The sequence below is a fragment of the Acaryochloris sp. CCMEE 5410 genome (assembly GCF_000238775.2).
Lineage (GTDB): Bacteria > Cyanobacteriota > Cyanobacteriia > Thermosynechococcales > Thermosynechococcaceae > Acaryochloris.
In genome coordinates, this window is the sequence record NZ_AFEJ02000001.1 from 3014788 (window position 1) to 3039566 (window position 24779).

Annotated in this window: 18 protein-coding genes and 3 pseudogenes; 18 read left to right on the forward strand and 3 right to left on the reverse strand. The window is 48.4% G+C overall.

Annotated features, from left to right (window positions below; genetic code table 11):
* Positions 1 to 39: 39 nt before the first annotated feature.
* From ON05_RS13780 to ON05_RS13800, 5 genes are all read left to right on the forward strand, one after another.
* Positions 40 to 804, forward strand: a complete 765-nt coding sequence (locus ON05_RS13780) for an FHA domain-containing protein (protein ID WP_139026198.1) — start codon at positions 40 to 42, stop codon at positions 802 to 804.
* Positions 804 to 1805: a glycosyltransferase gene (locus ON05_RS13785; protein ID WP_010481300.1), complete on the forward strand. Its 1002-nt coding sequence runs from the start codon at positions 804 to 806 to the stop codon at positions 1803 to 1805. Before ON05_RS13780 ends, ON05_RS13785 begins: the two co-directional genes overlap by 1 nt.
* A gap of 259 nt (positions 1806 to 2064) precedes the next feature.
* A complete protein-coding gene (locus tag ON05_RS13790; protein ID WP_010481301.1) occupies positions 2065 to 2730 on the forward strand; it encodes an ion channel in 666 nt (221 codons plus the stop codon).
* A gap of 153 nt (positions 2731 to 2883) precedes the next feature.
* Positions 2884 to 4368 (forward strand): efflux RND transporter periplasmic adaptor subunit, encoded by a 1485-nt coding sequence (locus ON05_RS13795; protein WP_010481304.1) that lies wholly within the window; start codon positions 2884 to 2886, stop codon positions 4366 to 4368.
* Between the two features lie 44 nt (positions 4369 to 4412).
* Positions 4413 to 7661 (forward strand): efflux RND transporter permease subunit, encoded by a 3249-nt coding sequence (locus ON05_RS13800; RefSeq protein WP_010481305.1) that lies wholly within the window; start codon positions 4413 to 4415, stop codon positions 7659 to 7661.
* A gap of 31 nt (positions 7662 to 7692) precedes the next feature.
* Here ON05_RS13800 and ON05_RS13805 read toward each other — a convergent pair whose 3' ends face one another.
* Positions 7693 to 9042: an NAD(P)/FAD-dependent oxidoreductase gene (locus ON05_RS13805; protein ID WP_010481307.1), complete on the reverse strand. Its 1350-nt coding sequence runs from the start codon at positions 9040 to 9042 to the stop codon at positions 7693 to 7695.
* A 103-nt stretch (positions 9043 to 9145) separates the two neighbouring features.
* Between ON05_RS13805 and ON05_RS13810 the strand changes: the two genes are divergently transcribed.
* The 7 genes and pseudogenes from ON05_RS13810 to ON05_RS13840 all read left to right on the forward strand — a co-directional run bounded on the left by ON05_RS13810 (position 9146) and on the right by ON05_RS13840 (position 15878).
* Positions 9146 to 9775 carry a hypothetical protein gene (locus ON05_RS13810; RefSeq protein WP_010481309.1) on the forward strand — a complete coding sequence of 210 codons (630 nt, stop codon included), beginning with the start codon at positions 9146 to 9148 and terminating at the stop codon, positions 9773 to 9775.
* 44 nt (positions 9776 to 9819) lie between these two features.
* Positions 9820 to 10813: pseudogene (locus ON05_RS13815) on the forward strand (IS1 family transposase).
* 72 nt (positions 10814 to 10885) lie between these two features.
* The gene (locus tag ON05_RS13820) at positions 10886 to 11461 is read left to right on the forward strand and encodes a tRNA-(ms[2]io[6]A)-hydroxylase (RefSeq protein WP_010472291.1); all 576 of its coding nucleotides are present in this window, start codon (positions 10886 to 10888) and stop codon (positions 11459 to 11461) included.
* Positions 11462 to 12429: 968 nt separating this feature from the next.
* Positions 12430 to 13416: a zinc-dependent alcohol dehydrogenase family protein gene (locus ON05_RS13825; protein WP_010472292.1), complete on the forward strand. Its 987-nt coding sequence runs from the start codon at positions 12430 to 12432 to the stop codon at positions 13414 to 13416.
* A gap of 62 nt (positions 13417 to 13478) precedes the next feature.
* Complete coding sequence (locus ON05_RS13830; protein ID WP_010472293.1) at positions 13479 to 14324, forward strand: enoyl-CoA hydratase/isomerase family protein; 846 nt, start codon at positions 13479 to 13481, stop codon at positions 14322 to 14324.
* A complete protein-coding gene (locus ON05_RS13835; RefSeq protein WP_010472294.1) occupies positions 14324 to 14728 on the forward strand; it encodes a nuclear transport factor 2 family protein in 405 nt (134 codons plus the stop codon). Before ON05_RS13830 ends, ON05_RS13835 begins: the two co-directional genes overlap by 1 nt.
* Positions 14729 to 14903: 175 nt before the next feature.
* The gene (locus ON05_RS13840; protein ID WP_010472295.1) at positions 14904 to 15878 is read left to right on the forward strand and encodes an LLM class oxidoreductase; all 975 of its coding nucleotides are present in this window, start codon (positions 14904 to 14906) and stop codon (positions 15876 to 15878) included.
* Between the two features lie 89 nt (positions 15879 to 15967).
* Here the strand turns inward: ON05_RS13840 and ON05_RS13845 are convergent, their stop codons facing one another.
* Entirely contained in the window at positions 15968 to 17026 is a 1059-nt protein-coding gene (locus ON05_RS13845; protein WP_262561728.1) for an IS630 family transposase, read from the reverse strand.
* A 94-nt stretch (positions 17027 to 17120) separates the two neighbouring features.
* On the opposite strand from ON05_RS13845, the gene ON05_RS13850 reads away from it, so the two are divergent.
* The 3 genes and pseudogenes from ON05_RS13850 to ON05_RS13860 all read left to right on the forward strand — a co-directional run.
* Positions 17121 to 17741, forward strand: a complete 621-nt coding sequence (locus ON05_RS13850; protein ID WP_262561729.1) for a low temperature requirement protein A — start codon at positions 17121 to 17123, stop codon at positions 17739 to 17741.
* Positions 17742 to 17756: 15 nt separating this feature from the next.
* A pseudogene (locus ON05_RS13855) lies at positions 17757 to 18845 on the forward strand (ISKra4-like element ISAcas2 family transposase).
* Positions 18846 to 18870: 25 nt separating this feature from the next.
* Positions 18871 to 19485 (forward strand): annotated as a pseudogene (locus ON05_RS13860) (low temperature requirement protein A); the annotation flags it as partial.
* A gap of 318 nt (positions 19486 to 19803) precedes the next feature.
* Here ON05_RS13860 and ON05_RS13865 read toward each other — a convergent pair.
* Positions 19804 to 20442, reverse strand: a complete 639-nt coding sequence (locus ON05_RS13865) for a TetR/AcrR family transcriptional regulator (protein ID WP_010475680.1) — start codon at positions 20440 to 20442, stop codon at positions 19804 to 19806.
* A 126-nt stretch (positions 20443 to 20568) separates the two neighbouring features.
* Between ON05_RS13865 and ON05_RS13870 the strand changes: the two genes are divergently transcribed.
* From ON05_RS13870 to ON05_RS13880, 3 genes are all read left to right on the forward strand, one after another.
* Entirely contained in the window at positions 20569 to 21924 is a 1356-nt protein-coding gene (locus ON05_RS13870; protein WP_010475683.1) for a carotenoid oxygenase family protein, read from the forward strand.
* Positions 21925 to 22170: 246 nt separating this feature from the next.
* Entirely contained in the window at positions 22171 to 23058 is an 888-nt protein-coding gene (locus ON05_RS13875; RefSeq protein ID WP_010475685.1) for a DUF4437 domain-containing protein, read from the forward strand.
* A 116-nt stretch (positions 23059 to 23174) separates the two neighbouring features.
* Positions 23175 to 24581: a hypothetical protein gene (locus ON05_RS13880; RefSeq protein ID WP_010475687.1), complete on the forward strand. Its 1407-nt coding sequence runs from the start codon at positions 23175 to 23177 to the stop codon at positions 24579 to 24581.
* The last annotated feature ends 198 nt before the right edge of the window (positions 24582 to 24779 follow it).

Sequence of the window (24779 nt, forward strand, 5' to 3'; positions counted from 1 at the left end):
CTTAGGTGAGGCCGCCTATTCAACCTCCTGGTGCCAACGGTGCAAATTCAACTCGTTTGGACTGATCCAACTTCTGGTAAAACCTATCAGCCCCATTTGCAGCCTCCGGTTGCTTTGGGACAAAGCTTTAATCTGATGCCTGCCACCCATCAAGGGCAAGCAGTGAGTCGAATTGTGCTCCATGATGACGCAGTACAGGCATTTCATGCTTTGTTGGAAGTGCGACAGAGTAGCGTTTGGTTATGCAGCCAGGCAGACAGCCAAATTAACGGGGTCACTGTTACTGAGGGAGTTTTAACCCATGGTGACCGAATTCAGATCGGTCCCTTTGAACTCACATTCACGCTTGTCCCAAAGCCAACCACCACCGAGGAACCCCTCCAAGATCAAGCATCGGCCATCAGTGGAGACTCTCGTTCTACCTCACTTTTGGGTATGGCCCAGATCCCTACAGAGCGCCCCGCACAAACAGCACAGGCGAATCGTTCTTCTGGGGAATGGGTTTGCGATCGCAAAGTCGGTTTCTTGTTCAAACGAACGTGCGATCGCACCACAGCATTGGGATGTCCTTACTGTCGTGATGGTCAAAGCAAACTCGACCAAGACCCTTACTGGTTAGACTATGATCTCTATCCTGGTTATGGCATCTATCGCCCCGGCAGTTGGGGCTATGAATACTATCGCGATCGCGCTTACTACTGCTACAACCGCGAGTCCCGAAACGTTGACTTTACAGAAGCGGATGCCGCCAGCTTTGAAGAGGAATTGGATACAGATTACGAGATGAATTTTGGGGCCAGTTAATGGCCACTTGGCTGATTTATGCCTTAGGCGGAGGCTGGGGACATCTCAATCGGGCCATTGCCTTAGGCCGACAAGCCGCCCCTCAGCATCACGTTCGCATCCTCACTAATTCTCCCTATGCCCCTTGGGTTGAGACTCAACTGCATCGAATAGATCTCAGTGCATCTGGTTTACAGAATCTATCACTCCAGATTTTACCCGTTGCTTCTGCTGCAGAAACGCGACATCAGGTACAAGCTATCGTCCAAAACCAAAACTATGATTGCCTGATCGTCGATACTTTTCCCCGTGGCCTTGGCGGCGAGCTAGTGGATTGCTTTCCTCAAATGTCTACTGTTCCCAAAGTTCTTATTCATCGAGATATCGATCCAGCTTATGTGAAAGCCAAGCAGGTGGGGCGATTTGCTGAGCACTACTACAAGACAATTCTCGTTCCAGGTGAAGGGGATACTCTACCCTTTGCAAATTTTCCCCAGGCTGTGCAAACCCTACCCTGGCTGATGTTCAATTCGCAGGAGCTGCCTTCGGTCATCCCAAAAGGTCAGCCCACGATCTTGGTAGTCGCCGCAGGTCATCTGCCAGAAATGGCCTTTTGGGGCCAGTTCATGATGGCGTTATCCACCACATTTCCCAACGTTAACTGCCGCTGCCTGGCCTATACTTGCCCTCCCCAGTGCCCACCCAACCTGTGGATTCAAGTATGGCCAGGGATGCTGATATTGAACCAGGCTGATGTCGTCATCGGTGGGGCAGGCTACAATACCGTGTTTGAATGTCAGGCATTGGGCAAACCATTGATTGCCTTTGCCTGGCCCCGGCAATATGATCGACAACAGTACCGCGGCCAGCGGTGGGCCAAACTCGTGAAAACGTCTCAGGAAGCTATAGATGCGGTACAAGCGCTCTTGCAATCTCCCCGGAATCCTAACCCGATCCAGCCTTATAGGAATGGAATTGGGGATGCGATCGCAATCATAGACAAGACATACTCAGCCCCATAGAGCCACAGGCAGCTCAATCCAAAGTTTCAGCCTCAACGTTTTGTGAGCAAGGCCCTATTGCTTCCAACCAAATATTGTTGATCTTGCGCTTCCGCAACAGCGAATCCTGAGCACTGAATTCCAGTCTATCTTCCAAGATCTTGATAGCGCGTCACAGCATAACCAGAGGGGTTAATTAAGATCTTTTGAGGTTTTAACCGTTGACGAATGATGGGTAAAGCGCAGGGCTACAGTACTAGTAAGCCATTCCTAAAGACCCATGTATTTGCCATCTCCATCGCAACACAAATATCGCCAGCTTTTAGGGGTGCTAATTGCCAATTATTTAGTCACGCCCTTTTTACAGGGTGGACTAGGCAGTCTCATCTCGGCCTTGCTACTGCTGTACGTGATGGTTGTGATTGTTAAAAGCTTTTCGCTCCCCCCGAAACTGTTTTGGGCATATGTCTTTATTGCGGTCTTAGCGTTCTCTCTGCAATTAGGCCCCAGAGTGGGATGGACTTCAACTGCAACCTTACCGTTTTCTCTGCTTGCTCAATCCATTTATGTCCTCTATTTGGGGGTAGCCGCGTTGTTAATTATGCGGGAAATTATTACAGTCACCACCATCACTATGGATACGATTAGGGGAGGCATTTGCGCCTACTTTCTGCTTGCTTTTATCTGGGCATTATTCTATGGCATGGTTGCAACCCTCAATCCCCATGCTTTTTCGGCAACTTTAATCCAGCCCGGTTCCTATTTACAACCCATTCACTTTAGCGTTACGACATTAACAACCCTCGGGTTTGGCGATATTGTCCCCGTGAGTACGTTAGCCATTGTGCTCACGGATACAGAAGCTATCATTGGTCAGCTCTACCCTACAGTATTCATCGCCATTCTGGTGGGTGGGTACTTGTCTCAGAAAGTAGATCAACCCTGACGTCTCCCTTACTGATTGAATCATCTTTATTGCGATATCTGTATACGGTTTGTAATGCTATAGAAATCCCGTAAAGTAATAGCTATAAGCTTTATCACATCAGCCTTATGGGTTCAACCAGCGGAATAATCCTATCAACATGGAACGAAACACATGAAGACGGATGAACGTACGCCCAAGGATATAGGAGATCTGGCTAATACTGACACTCCTTCTCAATTGGAACTAGATATTCAAGTTCCTGGAGATAAGCAGCCCCCCCACTCCAGACCTTCAGTATTTAGTAAAAAGTCTCCCTGGCCCATTGCCATTCTCGTCATGTTGGTGATTGCAGGGCTGTTCGGATGGCGGCTCTACAACAACAGTCAGTCTCCGACCGTATCGGAACCTGAAACTGCGTCTACAGCCAAATTACCCGTGCGGGCAGTGCGGGCTCAACTTGCACCGATTCGCCGTTGGGTCACCAGTCCGGATGGCGATGTGAGAGCAGAACGATACAAACAACTGATTTTTGAATCCAGTGGGGAAGTCACCCAGCTCGCCAAAATCAATGGCCGCTTCCTGCGAGAAGGCGATCGCGTGGGTAAAGGTCAATTGCTGGCAACCCTTGATGATCGCAAATATCAATCCGATATTCGAGCCGCTGCCGCCGATCGCGAAGTTGCCAAGCGTACAGAAGAGCAGGCGGTGGCCAGCTTACGTCAGACAGAAGCCAATCTCAGGCAAGCCAAAGCTGACCTAGAACTCGCAAAAACAGAAGCCAAACGACGACAAACCCTATACAAACAAGGGGTGATTCCCGCAACGGAACGGGATACCTACAATAACCGCGTTATTCAGGCCCAAGTTGGGGTCAAGGTAGCCCAAGAGAATGTCAAAACGGCTCAAGATCAAATTGCCGTATCCAAGGCAGGAGTGGTCTCCAACCAAGCGCGATTATTAAACACGGTGATTGCCAGGGAAGATACGCAGCTCGTGTCTCCCATCAATGGCATTGTCGCCTATATGAATATTCGGGAAGGAGAATATTGGAGTCCTTCCAGAGTGCAATCCGCCACCAGTTATCAATCGGCCATCGAATCCGTGCCCATTGTGGTGGTTGACCCCAATAGTTTCGAGGTTGCCTTTGAACTTCCTGCCTCAGAAGGGAGTTTGCTGCGCCCCAATCAACCCGCCTATATTGCCTTAGATGACGATATTAGCCAAGCCTTCGTCCAAGGGCTCAATCAAAGCAATCTCGTCAGCGTGGCTAAAGCCCGAGGCAAGGTGTTTTCCGTCACTCCAGCGGTCACCCCTGGGGGTAGAGCCGTCCAAGTGCGGGTTCGGATCACAGAAGGGCGAGAGAACTTACGCCTGGGTGCCCGTGTACAAACCTGGATTGCCGCTCAATCCAGAAGCCAAGCCATTACGTTGCCCTTTGGGTCCGTTATCACCCGCGATCGTAAATCCTATGTATTTGTTGTCGACGAGGAAACAGGCCGAGTGGAGCAGCGTCCTGTGGTTTTAGATATTGAAGGGTTAGATCGGATCTCGATTGCTCAGGGACTACAGCCCGGTGAATTGGTGGTCACCGAAGGCAGTAATCGACTGGTCAATGATTCTCCCGTCGATGTTGTCGATATTGAAGATCCGGCCTAAGTCAGCAGATTGCATTACCGCCCTACACCGCAAGGATAGAACCCATGCAAACAGAGGATCGGCCAACCACCCTGGACGTTCGGGATGACCCCATGCATGGAGCCTCCGAGTTAGAGAACGCTTCTCCACTGGCTCAGTTTTTCTTTACCCGTCAGGTATTTGGGATTCTGCTGTGTTTTTTGCTGGTAATGGGTGGCTTGATGGGGTATGTCTCCATGGTCAAAGAATCCGACCCCGACATCAAAATTGCCCGAGCCAATATCACCACTGCTTGGCCCGGCACCGATGCCGAGACCATTGAAAACCGAGTCACGGACAAACTAGAAAAGGAAATTAAGTCCCTACAAGGCTTGAAGGATGTTAAAAGTGCCACCTTCAATTCCTATTCCATTATCGATGTTGAGTTTCGAGCGGAAGCCCCGGTGGCCTCATCGATTCAAGAGCTGCGGGGCAAAGTCGATGATGCAGCGCCAGAACTTCCCGCTGAGTCCGAAGGGCGCGAACAGTCTGATTTTGTCCAAGTGTCTCAACAAGATGCGCCGGTTTTAACGATTGGTCTATTTGGCCCTAACCTAGATGCTGCCACCTTAAGTCAAACCGCAGAAGATCTCAAAGACATCTTAGAGTCGGTCAAAAACCTGCGAGAAGTCAATCTATCGGGTAATCGGGATGAGGTTATTCATGTCCAGCTGATTCCCAGCCGTCTGACCAGCTTAGGTATTTCCTCTACACAGGTGCGAAACGCCATTCAAGGGGGCAATCAAGATGCGTCTTGGGATCGGGTTCGAGATGATGCCATTGGGGCTCAGGTTCGAATGTTCGGACGATTTCGCAGCATTCAGGATCTAAAATCTCTGCCCGTGGCTCGACTAACGGACAACCGAATTGTCCGCTTAGAAGAAGTGGCGGATGTGCGGCGAGATTTAGAACGGGAGACCAATCGAGCCTTTCTCAGTTGGGAAAATCAGCCGTTCCAATCCACCATTACCTTAGACATCGTTAAGGTTGCCGGTAGTGACACCATTCAAGTGATTACTGATGCCCTACAAACCCTAGACGAAGCCAGCCAAAACCCCAAGGTTTGGCCAGCCGGGATGGAATATCGGATTCTCAACAACGATGCGATCACCATTAATGATGAACTCGCCAATTTGCTCAGTAATGTCGGTCAAGCCTCCTTTTTTGTTTTTATTATTCTTCTGGTGGCCCTAACCTGGCGAGAAGCGTTGATTGCCGGATTAGCCATTCCCCTCACCTTTATTGGTGCCATCTTCTTCCTCTGGTTAGGGGGACAAACCCTCAACTCCATGGTGTTAATTGGCATGATCCTGGCCCTCGGGTTGCTGGTGGATGTGTTTATTCTCATGTTGGAAGGCATGCACGACGGCATTTTTGTCGAGGGGTTGGGATTTGGGGAATCGGCGTTGCGGACCGTTAAAGCCTATGCTGGACCCGCCTTTGCAGGCCAGCTCACCACCATCTTGGCCCTCGCCCCCTTGATGGCGATTTCCGGCACCATGGGCAAATTTATTCGCCTGATTCCCATTAGCGCCATTACCTGTTTGGTGATCAGCTATTTCCTGTCCCTACTGGTGGTGATTCCCCTATCCAAGTTTTTGCTAGGGAATGTCAAAGGTGGATCGAACAAAACCTTGGTGGATCGGATGACTGAAGTGGCCTCAGCCCGCTTCGCAGACTGGAGTCTGGCCATGACCGTTCCTAATAAAGCCGTGGCTCGGCTCTGGTCCTTGGGGGCGGTCGGGCTCTTTGTGTTTGCCTGTGTCTTGTTTACCTCCTTGCCATCCAATCTATTCCCCCAAAATGACGGCACTAAGCTCAGTCTGAATGTAGAACTAGCCCCCAGTACAACTCTCGAAAGCTCCCAAACCGTCGCCGATCAAATGGGAGACTTGCTGCTGGCCTATCGCGATCCAGAGGGTCAGCCCGTCTTCAAAAGTGTGGTCAAGCTAGTGGGCAAACGCAGCAGTTTAGTCTCTTCCGGGGAATTGAAGCCCGGCAATGCCGACTATTTTGTGGGCTTCTCCGTCATCTTTGTCGAGTCCAACCAACGGCAACGTCAGTCTTTTGAATATGCGCGGGAGTTGCGATCTCAACTCCAAACCCAAATCCTCCGCAACTATCCTGGCTCCACCCTAGCCGTCCAATATGAGCGAGCCGGCGGGGGCGAAGACCCGATTCAAGTGGCCATTAGTGGCGAAGACATGCAGGTACTGAGAGAAATTTCAGTGCAAGTGCAGCAGGTCTTGCGGGAGATTCCAGGAACGATGGATGTGCGAGATGACCTGGGCAACTTGCGAGAAGACTACAAACTGATTCCGAAGCGAGAAGCCCTGGACTTCTATGGTCTGAGCCAAAGCGAGCTGGCCTCTCAAGGCCGCTATTTAATGATTGATAACGATATTGGTGACTTTCCGGTTGGCAGTGGGGAAGAAGATCTAGAGATCCATATGAGTACGCTTTGGCCCTCCCGCCAGGGAGAAGTCGGTGGCCCTTCCCGCCAAGACGAATTTCAGACCATTCGGTTTGTCACCGCTGACGGCAAAACCATTCCGGCTGAAGCAGTGTTAGAACCCGCCCCTGGAGCCGTGCCTTTATCCATTACCCATCGCAAGAGCCAACGCACAGTCACGGTTTTAGCCAAAAACATTCCGGGCATTGGGGTCTACGATGCCGATATTTTGGCCAAGCTAACGCCGAAACTCCAGGAAATGCAAAAAACCTGGCCCCAAGGCTATCAATATAGTTTCGGCGGCGATGCCGAGACTAGCGGTGAAACCTTTGGATCCGCAGGTCAGATGTTGGTGGTCGCCATCTTCTTGGTCTTTGCTGTGTTAGTGCTGCAATTTGGCTCTTATTCTCAGCCCTTGATTATTATTCTCACGATTCCGTTTGCCTTAACCGGAACCTTTATTGGCTTTTATTTCCTTAATTTACCCTTCTCGTTTCCAGCCGCCATTGGCGTCATTTCCTTAACGGGGATTGTGGTCAATGATGCCATTGTGATGGTAGAGACCATGAATGAACGACGTAAACAGGGGTTAGAGGTCCGCCAAGCTGCAGCCTTAGGAGCGAGCGATCGCCTTCGTCCCATTTTGACTACCTCTATTACCACAGTAATTGGGCTACTCCCTTTGGCCTTTAGTGAAGCAGAATGGTTCCCCCTCTGTATGGCCATCATCTTTGGTCTGATCGCCGCCACGTTGATTGCCCTATTAGTGGTGCCAGGACTCTACTTACAGCTCACCCCCAATAAGGTGCGAGTAGAACATTAAGGATTCAATCGTAGTCAAGACAGCACATCACCTAGCCCAGTCCTAAAGCAGGTAAGAAAATTCGGGGATCAAATAGCACTTTTGGAGGCTTCACCATGTGCATCACTTCCCAAAACGTTTGACTGACGTAAGAACGACTTAAAGAAGCCCGAACGACTAAATCAAGGTATTGATGCATCAGGCGAGTTTGCCAATTGGTTGTGGATCCTACCGTAGTACACCATCGCAAGTCCTCACTCGTGGCCAGCAGCCATGGTACTGCTAACATTTTGGCCAACTGTTTATGAAATTTTGAGGGAAAACCTTGCAACGAGGTTTTTTGCTTTTGAACCATTAGACTCAAACATTGGTCCAACGTTTGAGCACCCAATGCTGCTACCGTCATCCCCTGAGCATAAACTGGATTAAAAGCACACACCGCATCTCCTATCGCGACTAGATGGCCTGGGAAACGCTGCAAGTCTTCATAATGTTGCCAGCAGTTGTCAGTCCGTCGGTAGCTATAAATGGGGCTTAAGGGTTGAGCTTGTTGGATGGCATTATAGATTTCATGACTCCGAAGACTTTGGGCAAAGTGGAGGAAGTCTGTTTCATCGATGGGGGGATAGTCATGGCCCACGCCCGCAAGGGTCACAACCCACCGATTTTCTTCAACGGGATACAGCACAGCACTTCGACGATGATCGGGGGGTTTCGTGTGAATGAGCATCACCTTCCAAGGGGCTTCCCAACCCTCAGGGATCTGATACCAACGACTGCTATACCCTAAAAAGGAGTTGATCATCGTTTGAGTCGGTGCAGCATATCCTAACTGAGTTAACCATTTCGGTAAGGCAGAATTCCGTCCACTCGCATCGACCACTAGGTCTGCCTTCAGGGTGTCGAGTCCCTGCTCAGTTTGAATTTGAACACCCGTAACTATGGTGTTTTGGGCATTCATCACCAGACCAATCGCTTGAGTCGAGGTTAGAAATTTTAGATGGTCATATTGCTCTAGTCGTCGATGAATCAGCCACTCAAGTAATATACGGCTACAAGGATGAGTATTCAGATCAGAAGACGTCTGATAAGACCAACCCCAGATGCTAAACCACCGTAAATCATAAGTCCAGTTGACCTGAGGAGCTCCTGCGGCTTCTAGTTCTGCTTCCAAGCCTGGAAACAGTTGTTCTAAAATGCGTTGACCTTGAGTAAGCAGAATATGAACATGATGGGATTGGGGTACGCCTGATCGAGGTCTGGGCTGATCAGGGATACGATCGCGTTCCAATACCGTGACTCGGCCAAAGTGGTTCAGCAACACCCGAGCAGCCAACAGCCCGGCCATACTGCCACCAATCACCACAGCATGTTGTTCTGAGAGGGATGTGGAAGCAACCATGAATCGTGTTTAATCCACTGCTACAAACCCTGAATGGAATCAGCATAGCACTGGAATTTCTTGGCGTAGGCTAGATATTAGCCCCCTGAGATTTTAACCCTTCATGGACAAGCAACGTTGGCAAACCTTAATGCATAACTTGGCAGGTCAGCCCTCTCTGGACACCTATCAGCAGTTAGTTTGCGCCTATAGTGAGCCCCACCGTTACTATCACACAGCCACTCATATAGATGCTTGCTTAGTTCATTTGGATCGGGTGAAAGCATTAGCCCAAGCCCCTGCCATCTTAGAAATGGCCCTCTGGTTTCACGATGCCGTTTATCAAACCCAGTCCAACCACAACGAGCAAGATAGCGCCGACTGGGCCGTCCATTTTTTACAGAACGCAGGGGCCGCAGTGAACGTAAGCCATCAAGTTCATCATTTGATTATGGCCACTGCAACTCATACAACCCATGACCATCCAGATACTGCATGGATGGTCGATATTGATTTGGCGATCCTCGGCCAAAATACCCAGACGTTTGCCGATTTTGAAACTCAGATTCGCAAAGAATATGCCTGGGTGCCAATTGCCGAATACTGTCAGCGACGGAGTCAGATATTCGAAACTTTTGTGCAACGCCCCCATCTTTATCAAACCGCTTATTTTCAAGAACGGTATGAGGCCATGGCCCGTTCCAATCTTCAAACCGCTATCCGGCGTCTACAAGCTGGGGCACTGGTCTGTTAGCAGGATCTAGCTATAATGCTTCCGACGCAACCTAATGTAGATCAATGGAATGCCCATATTGTCTAAGCGAGAAGATCCTAAAGCGCGGCTTTGATAGCCTGCAAGATGGGACATTAGTCCAGCGATATCAGTGTAAGGATTGCAATCGGCGTTTCAACGAACGCACGGGTACCCCAATGGCTCGCTTACGCACCGCTAGTTCAGTAGTGAGCTATGCCATCAAAGCTCGCACCGAAGGGATGGGTATTCGTGCTGCAGGTCGAACTTTCGGTAAATCTCATACCACCATTATGCGTTGGGAAAAACGCCTAGCAGACCAAGCACAGAACTGGTCACCTCCCGCACCAGCAGCCTCTGATGTGACGGTAGAAGGGATGAAGTTTACACGCGTGTAGGCAAAATCTTCCCCCCAGCCAATCCCAGGGCTGGACCATCCATTTCCTTGAACGCGAAAGCCGCTATTGGTTGACAGCACAAGCTGGCCTCAAGGATGCACAACTTTTTGCAAATGGCGTTTACTCAGCTTGGGAGTGGGTCAAAGCCTGTGATGGGATTCGATGGTTTACCGATGGTGAGAGGCGTTATGGACAAGAACTTTGGAAGCTCGCCAATGTCTATCTCAATGGTGAGGAGTGTCATCCTGACTATGGGCATCGCAAGGTTTGGCGAGAGGGGTTAGAAGTCGCGATGAAAGTTAAAGGGTCTCAGGGGAATCGGCGAGTAGAGTGGGTGAAAGCAGAGCATCCCTTTACCGCTATCAGTCTAGGGTCTGAGGTCCATGCCAATCATAATGAGGCTCACAATGCTGCCTTGAGGAGACGATGTAGTGCTTATCGAAGACGGCAGAATCTCTACGCTAAGAAGCGGTCGGGGTTACAGCGAGTGCTAGATGTACAACGCCTGATTCATAACTGGGTTAGACCCCATTGGGGGCTCAGTAAGCAGACCACACCAGCAATGGAGATGGGATTTTGTTCTCGTCCGTTGAGCACACTAGAACTCCTCACCAATAAAGGGTTTAGGTATGTGCCCTGTTAGTAGACCAGTGCCCAAGCTGGCATTCTGCCCAACAATGGGGATAATAAATAAATTCAAGCAGAGGACGTCTGTGTGACCATTCACCTACATTGCGATAGTTCAGACGCTTGGCTGCAAACGGTTCTGGCAGACTTTGATACCTTCCTGCTCGATCATGCCGCCAATGAGAAAAAAGCCTCTGGGGTCGCCCTCAATCTTGCTGCCCACTATCCCGACAAGCCAGACTTAGTGGCGGCCATGATTGACTTAGCCATTGAGGAGTTGAGCCATTATCGCGATGTCTTCAAATTAATCCGAGAGCGCCACTTAACTATTCCTCCCGATGCCAAAGACCCCTACGTTAATCAACTACGAGGTCTGATTCGTAAAGGCTCCGAAAACTACTTTCTCGATCGCCTCCTAGTCGCCGGAATTATTGAGGCTCGGGGCCTAGAACGCTTCACTAAAATTTCTCTAGCTTTGCCGAGTGGACCGTTACAAGGCTTTTACCAAGCCATTGCCCATTCAGAAGCCAGACATGCAAACTTATTTTTCAAACTCGCAGAACAATATTGTCCAAATGCAGCCCTACAGGCTCGTCTAGATGAACTCTTAGCGACTGAAATGAAGATTTTGAATCAATTACCCCATCGGGCCATGCTGCATTAGAGGTTGACGCGCATCCACCCAATCACTTCGCCATCTGGATTGAGATGCCTGATTTATCGACTCTTGACTAGATAATGCCACTACCCCGCTAGATCGTCTCCACAGGTATTTTTTTGAACCATTCGTCCCACGGCTCTTTGACGAATCACTAGTGCACTGGCCACATCTCTCGGCATTGAAGCCTCACGGTTAGGGAAATCATGACAACGTCTACCAGTTGCTTTTTGACTGCATGCTTACAAGCTGGACATTCCTGGCTAGTGCAGCGTCAAGCTAAAAAATTAGGGTGGACGATTTTCAGGATGCTTTCTTTATAAGGCTTACCAGAGGTGCTTACCCTAAAATTAAGTCTTGACGATGCACTAGTAGGGGTTTAGGATACATCGGAGTAGACAGCAGTGCTAAAGCTGTAATGCTCTTATAGTATGGGCTTCAGACTATAAATCGCGCACTTTTAAAGCCGCCAAAATCGATGTAATCTTTTCTCGGTATAGGTTTCAAAGAAATAACTTTTTCATTATTGATCTTTTCAGCAGCTAAAAGCCTTTGTGACAGGTGCTTATAAGCTTTTAGCATGCATCTAAACTGCGTTTAGGGAGATGGCAACGAGCACTCGCACTTGCTGGTGAAAGTGATACATCATTTGCTGCCGCCGTAACACCGCCAAGCTCTGCAATTCTCAGAAACAAGCGGAGCCACAGAATCTCCATTATAAAAAATATCCAAATTATGATTTCGCAAAAAGCCTATTTATCATTCTTTTACGAACAATTATGATGCGGACAAGGTTTCTCACGGATTGAAAGGAGGCATCGCAATGAAAACGATTGGTTATTCGGATGCAGGGCTAATTTCAGCGAAAAATTCTCTTGTCGAATTTAGGGTAGATGCGCCTTAGCTCGGTCCCACTGATCGATTTGTGTAAAAAAGCACTATGGACGAAATCATAACCAATTGGAGACTTAAACATGAAAGCAATGCTCATAAAATCGTACGGCGAAGATGCGACGTTTGAACCTGCAGAAATCGAAAAACCTCAAGTCAAAGCGGGACATGTCCTCGTGAAGATCGCGGCGTCAAGCGTGAACACGGTCGATATGATGATCCGTACGATGGGAAAGGAGCTGCCACTTTCGCCCGATACGCCCGCGATTCTGGGCATGGACTTCGCTGGGACGGTCGAGGCTGTTGGCGAGAATGTATCAACCTATTCTATTGGCGACGAAGTATACGGCTGTGCGGGTGGGCTGGCAGACTTACCAGGCACGCTGGCTGACTATATGGTGGCGGATGCCAACCTGATTGCCCATAAACCCAAAAACTTGTCGATGCGTGAAGCGGCTGCTTTGCCGCTGGTTGCCATTACTGCTTACGAAGGGCTAACCCGTGCGGGCATCAAGCAAGGTCAAAAAGTTCTCGTGCATGGAGGTTCTGGTGGCGTCGGCCATGTTGCTCTGCAACTAGCGAAACACTTTGGTGCCGACGTCTATTCCACAGGAGGTGGTGACAAACAGTTGGCCCTAATCGAACAACTGGGTGCAACCGGCATCAACTACAAGACGGAATCGGTTGAACAGTACGTTGCCAAACACACGAATGGGAACGGTTTTGATTTGGTATTCGATTCTGTTGGGGGCGCCAACATGCTTAATTCATTTGAAGCAGCAGCACTGAATGGTCAAGTGGCATCAACCGTTTCGCTGTGTGAGCTGGATTTGACGTTGGCTCACTTCAAAGGGTTATCACTGCATGTTGTGTTCATGCTCATTCCGATGCTGCACAACTACAAACGAGAACAACACGGGGAAATCCTTCGGAGCATAGCTCAGATTGTCGAGTCAGGCGGGTTAAAGCCCGTACTTGATGAGAAACGATATGCGCTCGAACAAGCAGGACAGGCCCATGCTCGTTTGGAAAGCCGACAAGCAATGGGCAAAGTTGTCATTGAAAACTAACGGGGGAAACTACTGACACAACTGAATTCTCGCCAATTTATTGAAAAAACAGGAGATACAGAATGAACTACGACAATTTCACTACTCTCAACGTTAAAACTGAAAATGCGATCGCTTGGGTCACCTTCGACTATCCCCCGGTGAATGTTCAAGGTCTGCCCATGCTGGCCGATCTAAATAGCCTTGCGATATTGCTGGAACGAGATCGCGAAGTCAAAGTCGTTGTTTTTCAGTCAGCCCATCCAGAAATCTGGGTTTGCCACTACGACACAAACCTATTAAAAGATATGTCGACGGAAGCCGTCTCCCGCGAAGAAGCTAAGTTGCTGGATCTACAATCTGTTTGTGAACGCATCAGCAAGTTACCCCAAGCCACCATTGCCAAACTCGAAGGCTTCGCACGCGGTGGCGGTCATGAATTTGCACTCGCTTGTGATATGCGTTTCGCAGCACGGGGGAAATTTAAGTTTATGCAGATGGAAGTCGGCATGGGTATCTTGCCCTGCGGTGGTGGTGCATCCCGTATGGCGCGTCAGGTCGGTCTGGGTCGGGCATTGGAAATTATCCTCAGTGCCCGTGACTTTGATGCGGACGAAGCCGAAGCCTACGGCACAATCAACAAAGCACTCGAACCAGATGAAATAGGCCCCTATGTTGACCAGCTAGCCAAGCGTATTGCTAAATTCCCAGCAGAGTCCATCAATGCCTGTAAGCAGGCGGTTTATGAGTCCATTGACAAGCCAATTGATGAAGCCCTCAAGGCAGAAGCTTACTGGCTCTATCAAGCAACCAGCAAGACCCCTGCCATTAAGCGTTTTACCATTGCTGATGAGAAAGGCATGGAGCATGACATGGAAAACCAGCGCAACTGGAATGATTTGGTTATGCAAGTTCAGGAAATAAACTAGTGAGCACTGAGCAAAATAAACAAATTGTCGACAAGTTTTTTGAGAAATTTTCTGCGGCAGATGTTGCAGGTGCCCTGGAATTGCTTGATGATGCGGCCATTTGGCGAGCGATGGGGCGTGAAGGCGGCTTGCCCATGTCTGGTGAAATGGACAAGCCAATGATCGGTGAGTTGATTGAAAATGTTAAGTCAGCCTTTCCGGACGGAATGCGGTTAACGCCAACCGGTTGGACTGCCGAAGGCGATCGCGTCGCGCTCGAAATGGAGTCTTATGCCGTGAAGAGTAATGGAATTGTTTATAACAATTTCCATCACTTTCTAGTGGCTCTCTCCAACGGCAAAATTACTTCTCTTCGAGAGTATCTAGATACTCTTCATGTGAAGCAAGTATTTATTGACAACTAACCGTATTAGGGTAATCATAAACCGCTCTAATCTTGAAAGCCATGTTTTTTCTCGAAGAGCCACTTGACTGTAGTCATCGAACAGAGAGGCTTTCAGACAGTTTTCTAAAACTACAGGTTTCTATCTGAGAGCGGTTTATCCCTGATCACCAAAGCACTTGTGAAGGGAGTCTACCATGCTCAAATCTATCGAAAAAAACCAGTTCAAACCGATTAATCGGGGATACAATTCCGTATTTCATTCTAATCGATTAAGCCTTGGCCTGGTAGTGCCTATCGAGACTTATGGAATGGGGGCTGTGCCAACAATGAAAGATCATATTGAACGGGTGCAGCTGGTGGAAAAACTTGGGTTCTCTGCGGTCTGGTTACGGGACGTTCCTTTTAACGTACCCTCATTTGGAGATGCTGGTCAGACTTACGATCCGTTTGTTTATTTAGGCTTACTAGCTGGTCAGACTGAAAAAATTGCCCTGGGGGTTGCTAGCGTTATCTTACCGTTGAGACATCCCGCTCATGTTGCTAAAGCTGCTGCCACTGCCGATGTGCTATCTGGAGGGAGGGTGATTCTTGGGGTGGCTTCAGGCGATCGCCCTGAGGAATATCCCGCTCTTAATTTATCCTATAGCGATCGCGGTAAACGGTTTCGCGAGAGTTTTGAGTATATCCAGCGCATGAGCGAGAATACACCAGTTTTCGAGAATAGTTATGGCAAGCCTTACGGTGGCATGGATATGTTACCCAAACCAGCATCTGGGAAACTACCACTGTTAATTACAGGAGGCAGCCAACAAGAGACTAACTGGATCGCCCAAAATGGAGACGGTTGGATGCTCTTTCCCCGCAATACGGCAATGCAAGCCCAAATAATTGCTGATTGGCGATCGCAAATCACCGCAGCAGGGAGACTCAATCAACCTGTGATGGAACCGCTGTATGTAGATCTGGTAGAAGATCCCGATACTCCTCCTTTACCAATTCATCTAGGGCTAAGGTTGGGAGTTAAACACCTGAAAAGTTATCTCAAGTCCCGCCAGGCAATCGGCATTAATCACGTCGCCCTCAACCTGCGCTTTAACAAGGCCGATGTGACCACAACTCTAAAAAAACTGGCAGATGATATATTGCCAGACTTTAGTAATTGGAAATAATTGACGCGGCTAAAACCATGTCAAAAACAATTTTGATTACAGGGACTTATACCAAATCCGACTCATTAACTCCCGAAATATCTTATCTGTCAAGCTGGCCACCAATGGTAGTGAGTGAGAGCTTTAATGTCTGATTGCATGGTCATTAAAGTTCGACAGCGCTGCTCGAGCACATCTTCCAACTCATCCAGGGTCTCAAAGCATCGATTGGCCAGTGGTTCGTCCGCTAGCCGCCACAACCGTTCAGCGGGCTGTAGCTCTGGAGAATAGGGGGGTAAAACCTTCAGATGAATGCCAGGTGGCACCACCCGATTCTTACAGGTATGCCATCCGGCTCCATCGAGAACGAGAAGAATCTGTTTGTGCTTTCCCGCTCCAACTTGCTGAGCAAAGCTTTGTAGGGCTTGATTAAACCATTCTCCATTGACCCGAGGCAGAATGAACCATTCGGTATTGCCAGTTGCGGGATGAACGAATCCGTATAGATAGGTCCATTCATAGCGATGGTCCACCTCAGCAATTGGACGCTGACCCACAGGCGCCCAAATCTTTCGAATAATGGGTTTAAGGCCTAAACGATGTTCATCAAAAGACCAAACTTCGACCTGAGCATTAGGGTAGCGTCGCTCCAATTCTGCTTTGTACTCAGGCAGTTTTTTAAAAGCGGCTTGGGCCTCTGGTTCACCTTTACGGTGGTGAGGACGTGGGCATTGCAGGGACTGCTCCAATCGCTTGAGATAGTCCCAACCTCGTTGGGGCCAAACCTTATCGACTCCTGTCATCTGAGCAATGACCTGGGCTACTTTAGGTCCGTTCCATAGACCACCGTCGGCGGGTGGGGTTTGTAGACGAGTCAACAATTGTGCACATTGGTCTTGAGTCAGAAGACTGCGAGATTGATGAGGTCGCTTATCTTTGCGTCGGTTGCGTAACCCATGGGCGCCATTGTGGTTATACTCCCTGACGATTTCTCGAGCGTAATCGTAGTTGAGACCGACCACTTGGGCTGCTTGAGTTAGCGTTGTTTGCTCACTGACGAGCCATAGTAGATGCCAGCGGCGCGATTCTACTGGGTCTTGGCTGGCTCGATAATGAGACTTCAGCTCCTCGGGCGAAAAATGAGGTTCGAGATATAGTTTTCTTGGCATTCTCTAATTATGTATTATATCGGAGTTATATAAATCGGATTTGGTATTAGGTATTCTACCTGTTTAAATATTTGCGCCATAACTGTTAAACTTTATGCCTTTACCCAAGAAAAACTATTTCTCTTCTCTTGTAGCTCGGGATCCCCATGAACCTTATCGCGCTGCTACTCAACTAGAACTACTTTTTGATTTAGTAGTAGTAATTGCGATCGCAACTTCAGCCCATGGATTGACTCATGAGTTAAGTGAAGGTCATTTTGTGATGGGGATTATCAAATTTCTCCTAGCCTTTTTTATTTTGTGGTGGCCTTGGAATTTATTTACCTGGTTTGCCAGTGGCTTTGATAACGATGATGCTGCTTATCGTATCAATGTGATGGTGATGATGATTGGCATTATGTTGGTGGCAGCCAGTATTCCTACTATTTTTCAAGGTGGAGAAATCGTCTATGGATTTATTGGCTATCTGATTTTGCGAAGTGCCGCTGCTGTTTTATGGCTAAGAATTAAAGACAAGAGTCCTCAACTAAAAGTTACGGTGCAAAGGAATGTCATAGGACAAATAATAATTCAGAGTTTTTGGGCATACATCGTCTTTATGACAGAGCCTTGGAGCATGATATTTTTTATTTTAGTAGCAATTGCTATTGCTGCAGAACTCTTTCTGGGAGCGTGTCACTTCTTTGAGAGGAAAATGATAATTGATCTTAGATGATCCCTCTTATTGACTATGACACCAGAAGAAGAACAAGAATTCAATGCTTGCGTCACACGCATTTCAGAACTGCTGTATCAAGACTCCCAATCCCAGTCTCTGCCCATGAAGACTTTGGCAGAGATTGAATGCACCGTTCGGACTCAACTGCAAACTCATGTGTCGCCTCAAATGGGTCTTTTTTATCGACCAAGTTAGCCCGCCAGATGTCGGAGAATATCGACGGACCTTAAAAAGCATTCTGGGCAAACTCAACCTCACTCGGACCCAAGCAACAGCCCTCAAGGTCAAGCCCAACAGTCAGTTAAGCCCCTACTTAGAGATGTGCGCCCTGCGTATTAGTGCCAATGTTTCCTATGCCCATGCATCAGAGGATCTAGCAGTTTAACGGGTATCACAGTCAGCTCCAAAACGCAGCAGCGTCTCGTTCATCGTCAAACCTTCAGTCCACCCTCTTTGACGCAAGGAGTCACTCAGCTCAGCTTAGATGGGGGCAATATTCGGTTGATTACTCCAAAAGGGGAACCCTGCCACTGGCGTGGTTATAAAGCAGTTCGCATCAATGGCGATAGGGTTGGCTTGGCCTACTATCAAGACCATACTTCCCTCTGCCTGGCGGTGAACCGCTTCAGATTTGCTGCAAGGGTTTACTGTCTTGGGGATGGTCATGTTGGGATTTGGAAGCTTTACCGACAGATGAGACTGCCAACTCAACAGGAGCAGATCCTAGACTGGTTCCACTTGATGGAGAATTTACATAAAGTCGGTGGGTCACTCAAACGGCTGCAGCAAGCTGAAACCTTTTTGTGGAGAGGGAAGATTGATGAGGCCATCGATTTGTTCTGTGGTTTGAGCAAACCTCAGGCTAAACGGTTCTGTCAGTATTTGCGAGACCACCGAGAGCGGATTCCCAACTATGGTTACTATCAAGCTGAGGGAATACCCATTGGCTCTGGTGCCGTTGAGTCGCTTGTTAAGCAAATTGACCGAAGGACAAAGATTTCAGGTGCGCAATGGCAAGAAAAACATATCCCCAAAGTCCTAGCTCATCGCTGTGCCTATCTCAATCGACAACTTGACTCTATTTTTCTCCTGAAAAAGTGACACGCTCCCACTCTTTCTTCCATGGTATGCAGGACAAGCAAAAAATACTCCCTGGCATCGTCACCATGTTATTGAACGTTTTGGTTTACTGAATATTATTGTTTTAGGAGAGATTTTACTGAGTAGCGTTCATGCTATTGAAACATCCACTAGTAGTAGCTTTAATTTTTCTCTGATGATTCTAGCAATCAGCAGTGCAGCGATCTCTTTCACTATGTGGTGGCTTTATTTTTGTGAAGAAGAGCATTTAGAAAGTATAGAAAATAAACGTACTTTTGTTTGGGCATATGGTCATTTCATCGTTTTTGCCTCTGGAGCAGCCACTGGGGCGGGCTTAAGCTTAATGGCAGAACTTATGAGCGCGACACATCATGAAGGAAAACATCTTTCACCAGAAACTGCAGCTTGGGCAGTTACAATTCCTCTAGCTTTATACGTAATCGGTTTATGGTTAGTACGAGATCGCTATCAATTAAATAATTTTAATGGCTCCTGCTTACTCTTTTTTGCTTTATTGATTTGCTTAAGTGCATTGTTACCCTATCAGCCAATTTTTTCATTAGTCTTATTAATTGCTTGTCTATTCTTTAGGTTAAACGTTGCTAATAATTCTGAAGCGAAACTAAAAATCCAAGAATAACCCTAAACCATAGAAAGTGAAAAAAAGTTGGTGTAACTTTCAGGATTAAGTGGGGTTAGTCGAAAATTATGTTGTACTGAATATGCGCTTTAATAAAGCTGATAGTGAGACAACGTTAAAACGTCTGGAGAATAACATACTGTTAACCCTCACTAAATAAAAGATACAAGGCTATCTGAACAAAGAGCATGTCACCTTTGCAAGCTAGTATTTATACTCATCTCAGAAATCTTTGCTGGCCTTGCTTTCAGACACCAAATTTTTAATTCTCAACTTTGTACATCTGCAAAGGTGACATGCTCCCTATCTGAACATCAATCATCCTCCCGTTCTAGTTCCATATGCTGCGAGAAATACATCCACGGCTTCACGACATTGGGTCTTAAGTGCAGATTTTTCAGGTGGTTTCTTGCCGATCTGAGTTTGTAGCAAATCCACCCCCAGCATTAAACCAATGAGTTGTTCTGCGGCGCGACGTGGATTCTCAACCTCAAGCAGCTCCGCTTTCGCCTGACTCGCAACGTACTCGGTTAAATGCTGGATGGCGCGAGCGGGTCCAGCCTGATAAAACGCCTCGCCCACTTCCGGATGTGCAATCGCTTCAGCCGTAGCCAGGCGGTTCCAATAAGTCTGGTCTGGAGATAGAACGAACGACAGAAATACATCTCCGAAGCGGATCAGATCGTCTTCAGGGTCATTGGTTGGAATCAGCAGTTTTTTGAAAACAACACTTCCCTGTTCAGCATGTTGATTGATCACAGCCTCGAACAGCCCCGCTTTTGATTTGAAATGGCTGTAGACCGTCGGTTTCGTGGTTTGTGCTTCTGTGGCGACCTTTTCCAAGCTCGTTTGTGAGTATCCCATCGCGAGAAAAAGTTCAGTTGCAACGTCGAGAATCCGCTGCCTTGTAGAGCGGGCTTTCTGAGTACGGAGTGGAAATTTTGTAGTGTCATTCATACCAAAATTTTACATGTTGCACTTGACTTTACTAAACGGCATAGTAAAGTCAAGTTGAGACGAAGACTTTATCACATGGAGTCCAACTACCCACTGGGTTATTCAATCTCTTACCTGGAGAATCCTATGCTGACTGGTATGAATCGTAGCCTGACTAAAGAACACGACTGGACCCCACTTCGCGTTGAGGGGGACCTTCCTAGAGACCTTAGCGGCACGCTGTATCGCTGTGGGCCATTGTCTCGTGAGTCCCAAGGGGCTTTTATTCCCGACATTATTCAGGGCAATGGAGGCCTCGCAGGGGTGAGGTTTGCCAACGGCACCGTCTCTGGCGCGGCTAAGATCCTGCAAACTCGCGAGATGCTTGAAGAAGAAACTGCGGGAAAAGCGCTGTATAGTCCTGCAGCTTCAAAAGTTGCCAATTTCATGAGTGGCCTGCAGGGCAAGCTTAAGAATGTCGCTAACACACACGTTATTCCACAGAATGGAGAATTGTGGGCTCTCTACGAATTGAGTCGCCCAGTCAGAGTTGATCCGGACACTCTAGATGTCCGTGAAGAGACCACACTCAATGGCGTGATTGCGAACACGTTCTCTGCTCATCCTCATCGGGTGGAGGTTCGGAAGGCGCTCTACAATTTTGGGGTGGTTAATGGGCGAGAACCACGAGTTGACCTATTCGAGCTGCCCGACCGGGGTTTACCTCGCAAGCTTGGCGAGGTTCCACTGAGTTACAGCACCTTTGTGCATGACTTTATGGCTACGCCGAACTATCTAGTTCTATTCATCTCTCCCATTCGTCTAGACGGTTTGCGGTTACGCCTCGGTCTTGGAGACTTCAAAGATCTCGCTCATTGGGAGCCTGAAAGAGGTAGTGAGGTCATCGTCATTCCGATCGATACACCAGAGAAGGTGACGCGCTTTAAGGTCTCTCCCTTCCATGTATTCCACTTTGCCAACGGGTTCGAGAGCGATCAGATGATCTATATTGATTTCTGTTACTACGACAATTTCTGGATGGAGTTCGAGGCGGCTGTAGGCGCAGAAACTGCATCTCCAGGAGGCCCACTGACGCGGGCTAGGATTGATGTGGCACGCGAAACCTTCGACCTAGAGCACCTTACCGATCTCAAATCCGAGTTTCCGATTGTTCATCCCAGAATTGGAGGAGATGAACATAACGTGGTGTTTTCCGTCACCCAAACTCCTGACAACGGTGCTTTACGCCATAGCATTGTCCGTTACGAGGCAAGTGGAGAAACATCCACGTTGATGGAGCTTGGCCATATAGCATCGGAAGCGGTATTCGCACCTCGCTCAGACCACGAAACCGAGGGATGGCTACTCCCCCTTGTCTATGACCCCAAGGCTGATCAAAGCTACATCAGTGTCATCGAGACTAAATCGATGACGGAACAGGCTCGGTGTTGGTTCGACCACCATATTCCCCTCACCTTCCACGGCAGTTGGGTGGCGGCATAAAGATGGTGGGGGCACTGACAAGCGAGAGACTTAGACCTTCTGAATGTATTCATCTTGAAGCCCTAATAGATAAGGAGCTTGTACTAACAGACTCAGATCCTGTTTAGAGAACAGTTGTACACGCCAAAATTAAATGTCAGTTCTCCCAGAATACTTTTAGGACTTCCCAGCATTAGGTGTCGTTCCCTACATGCCTCAAGCACCAAATCTACAAATATTATTGATGACATGCTTGGAGAAATCAAAATGCTCAACATCAAGAACATCAAAATATTTCTCATCCTTGCGCTTGCCTTCGTTGTCACCATCCTGGGTAACACGATGGTTGCATCCCAAAGCATTGATCCAAACCCCAAGGCTGCATCTGCCACCGAGATCATCTTGAAGTCTGACGTTCCGTGGGGGCCGCTCAACCCCGCCCGTGGCGACCAAAGCCCGAAGGCGGGTCAGCTTTGGGGCGACCGCACTGGCTCAGGGCCGTCCGGATTTCTTGTTGAGTTTGTGGACGGCTTCTCGTCGCCCCCTCATATTCACAATGTCACCTATAAGGGCATGGTTATTCAGGGCCTCCTTCACAATGATGATCCGGATGCGAATAAAATGTGGTTGCCAGCAGGCTCTTTCTGGACACAACCCGCCGGAGAAGTGCACGTTACCGCTGCCGACGATAGTAATAACCTGGCATATATAGAGATTGAGGAAGGCCCCTATCTTGTCCGCCCACCGGAAGCGGCGTTTGATAATGGTGAACGGCCTGTTAACGTCGATAAATCGAATCTGGTTTGGCTAAATGCATCGAATATTACCTGGGTCGATCAGCCTGCAATGCCAGCTTCGATTAATGGAGCCAAGGTCGCCTTTCTCTGGGGTAATCCCCAGGATGACCAGTTAAACGGCACTCTGGTCAAGCTACCCTCTGGATTTACGGGAGAAATACAGAGCCACAGCTCAACCTTCCGTGCGGTTGTGATTCAGGGTCAACCCAACCTCTACTCGGGTCAGACCAACACCCTGGAGCCAGGCAGCTATTTTGGCTCGCAAGGCAAGACGATGCATAAAGTCTCGTGTGAAACCAAAGAGGAGTGCGTCATCTACGTGCGCGCTCAAGGCAAATATAACGTCGTTTCGTCATAGCCCAAGCAGTAACACGACCTGACCTTTACTCGAAATAGGTTGAGCGCTGCGCAGTTCTTTCGGTAGGTGGCAGCCAATCCTGCTTGTGATGGCGAAAGCAGAAACGGTATCGTGCGGTGGTCTACGATCCTTCTCTGCGCTCCTGCCCCCTCATGATCTCTCAGGCCATCAGCCGCTATTTAGACCACTATGCCGAACCTATTGCTCGTATGATTCAAGCCGAGTGGCTCTCAACCCTTGACCAGATCTATCAATCTGTTCTTGTCCTTCCCCTTTTTGATGAAGCCCTCAACTGCCTAGAGAGCATCTTGCCCAACAGCACTCACCATACTCTGGTGATTGCTGTGGTCAATGCTTCAGAGGATGCAAATAGAGCGGCAATCCAGCGAACCCAGACGTTTCTCACCCAATTTCAACCTCACCCCCAGCTCCCCTTTACGGTGGTGGACCAACCCTCGGGGAATACCTTGCTGCTCGTCGATTGCTGCACCTCTCCTCGACAACTGCCTCCTAAACAGGGGGTGGGGCTAGCCCGCAAAATTGGCGGTGATATTGCCCTGGCCTGTATTGCCGCCCAGACCATCCAAACCCCTTGGATTTACTGTAGCGATGGTGATGTGCAGTTACCGGAAGATTACTTTGCCACCCCCAACTTTGGCCCAGACGTGGCGGTCGCCATTTATCCTTTCCGCCACCATCCCCACCATCCCGATATTCTGGAATATGAAATTTCTCTGCGATATTACGTTTTAGGATTAGCTCAAGCCGGTTCGCACTATGCTTTTCAAACCATTGGTAGTTTGTTAAAAATCAATGCGGAGCACTATGCCAAAGTCCGAGGTTTCCCCAAACGGCAAGCGGCGGAAGACTTCTACATGCTCAATAAACTGGCCAAAACAGGACAGGTAATCCGCTTAAAACAACCAACGGTCGTCCTGTCTTCCCGGTTATCCCATCGGGTTCCTTTTGGCACAGGAGCGGCAATGGTTAAATTGTCCCAAGATCCAGGTCTTCACCTTTATCACCCTCAAATTTTTGGAGAACTACAGCGTTGGCTGGCCTTAGACCAATGCTTATGGCAAGGGCTGCGCCCCCATGCATTCCCTGACGTCATGATGAGTTTCCAAGCTTGGTGGCAGCAACAACATCTAGCGCCTTCGCTCTTAGAAACCTTGCTGCATCTCAAAGTGGATCAAGCCCTCCAACAAGCTTTCCAGCAATGTCAGGATTTTCCGCATTTTCAGTTTTACCTAAGGGTTTGGTTTGATGCCTTTCGAACGCTCAAATTTGTGCATTATCAAAGAGATAACTATTGGCCTTCTCTACCGATTCCAGAAGCGATCACTTTGTTCAAGGGTTCCAACCTATGCAACTTCTCTCAGAGGCCACCACACTCATTGCCCGTAAGCCACCAGGAGCTACAGCCGTCTTCTCTAAAAATTCTCGATATTATGCAAGAATTATGCACGCTAGAATTACAATTGCCAACTTATGTAGGTCCGACTCAAAGTCTCACCCCATAAGCAGGCAAATCTCACTGATACCAACACCTATCTAATCAATAGCTGTTGCTGAAATTGATTCAAAACCTACCGATTCTTCATCAGTCAGTGTGATATAAATTCAAACCAAGTTGTCTCTCAGACACACACAAGTCTGCGAAATGCTAGCAACAAAATACAGACACTCACCCATCATATCTATGCCTAGTGAGTTGCTTA

What these genes read in the sequence shown, in the direction of transcription:
- ON05_RS13825 (WP_010472292.1), top strand. Translation starts at nt 12,430, where the DNA reads ATGAAAGCAATGCTCATAAAATCGTACGGCGAAGATGCGACGTTTGAA.
- ON05_RS13845 (WP_262561728.1), bottom strand. Translation starts at nt 17,026, where the DNA reads ATGCCAAGAAAACTATATCTCGAACCTCATTTTTCGCCCGAGGAGCTG.
- ON05_RS13850 (WP_262561729.1), top strand. Translation starts at nt 17,121, where the DNA reads ATGCCTTTACCCAAGAAAAACTATTTCTCTTCTCTTGTAGCTCGGGAT.
- ON05_RS13875 (WP_010475685.1), top strand. Translation starts at nt 22,171, where the DNA reads ATGCTCAACATCAAGAACATCAAAATATTTCTCATCCTTGCGCTTGCC.
- ON05_RS13800 (WP_010481305.1), top strand. Translation starts at nt 4,413, where the DNA reads ATGCAAACAGAGGATCGGCCAACCACCCTGGACGTTCGGGATGACCCC.
- ON05_RS13805 (WP_010481307.1), bottom strand. Translation starts at nt 9,042, where the DNA reads ATGGTTGCTTCCACATCCCTCTCAGAACAACATGCTGTGGTGATTGGT.
- ON05_RS13865 (WP_010475680.1), bottom strand. Translation starts at nt 20,442, where the DNA reads ATGAATGACACTACAAAATTTCCACTCCGTACTCAGAAAGCCCGCTCT.
- ON05_RS13795 (WP_010481304.1), top strand. Translation starts at nt 2,884, where the DNA reads ATGAAGACGGATGAACGTACGCCCAAGGATATAGGAGATCTGGCTAAT.
- ON05_RS13810 (WP_010481309.1), top strand. Translation starts at nt 9,146, where the DNA reads ATGGACAAGCAACGTTGGCAAACCTTAATGCATAACTTGGCAGGTCAG.
- ON05_RS13840 (WP_010472295.1), top strand. Translation starts at nt 14,904, where the DNA reads ATGCTCAAATCTATCGAAAAAAACCAGTTCAAACCGATTAATCGGGGA.
- ON05_RS13790 (WP_010481301.1), top strand. Translation starts at nt 2,065, where the DNA reads ATGTATTTGCCATCTCCATCGCAACACAAATATCGCCAGCTTTTAGGG.
- ON05_RS13785 (WP_010481300.1), top strand. Translation starts at nt 804, where the DNA reads ATGGCCACTTGGCTGATTTATGCCTTAGGCGGAGGCTGGGGACATCTC.
- ON05_RS13830 (WP_010472293.1), top strand. Translation starts at nt 13,479, where the DNA reads ATGAACTACGACAATTTCACTACTCTCAACGTTAAAACTGAAAATGCG.
- ON05_RS13870 (WP_010475683.1), top strand. Translation starts at nt 20,569, where the DNA reads ATGCTGACTGGTATGAATCGTAGCCTGACTAAAGAACACGACTGGACC.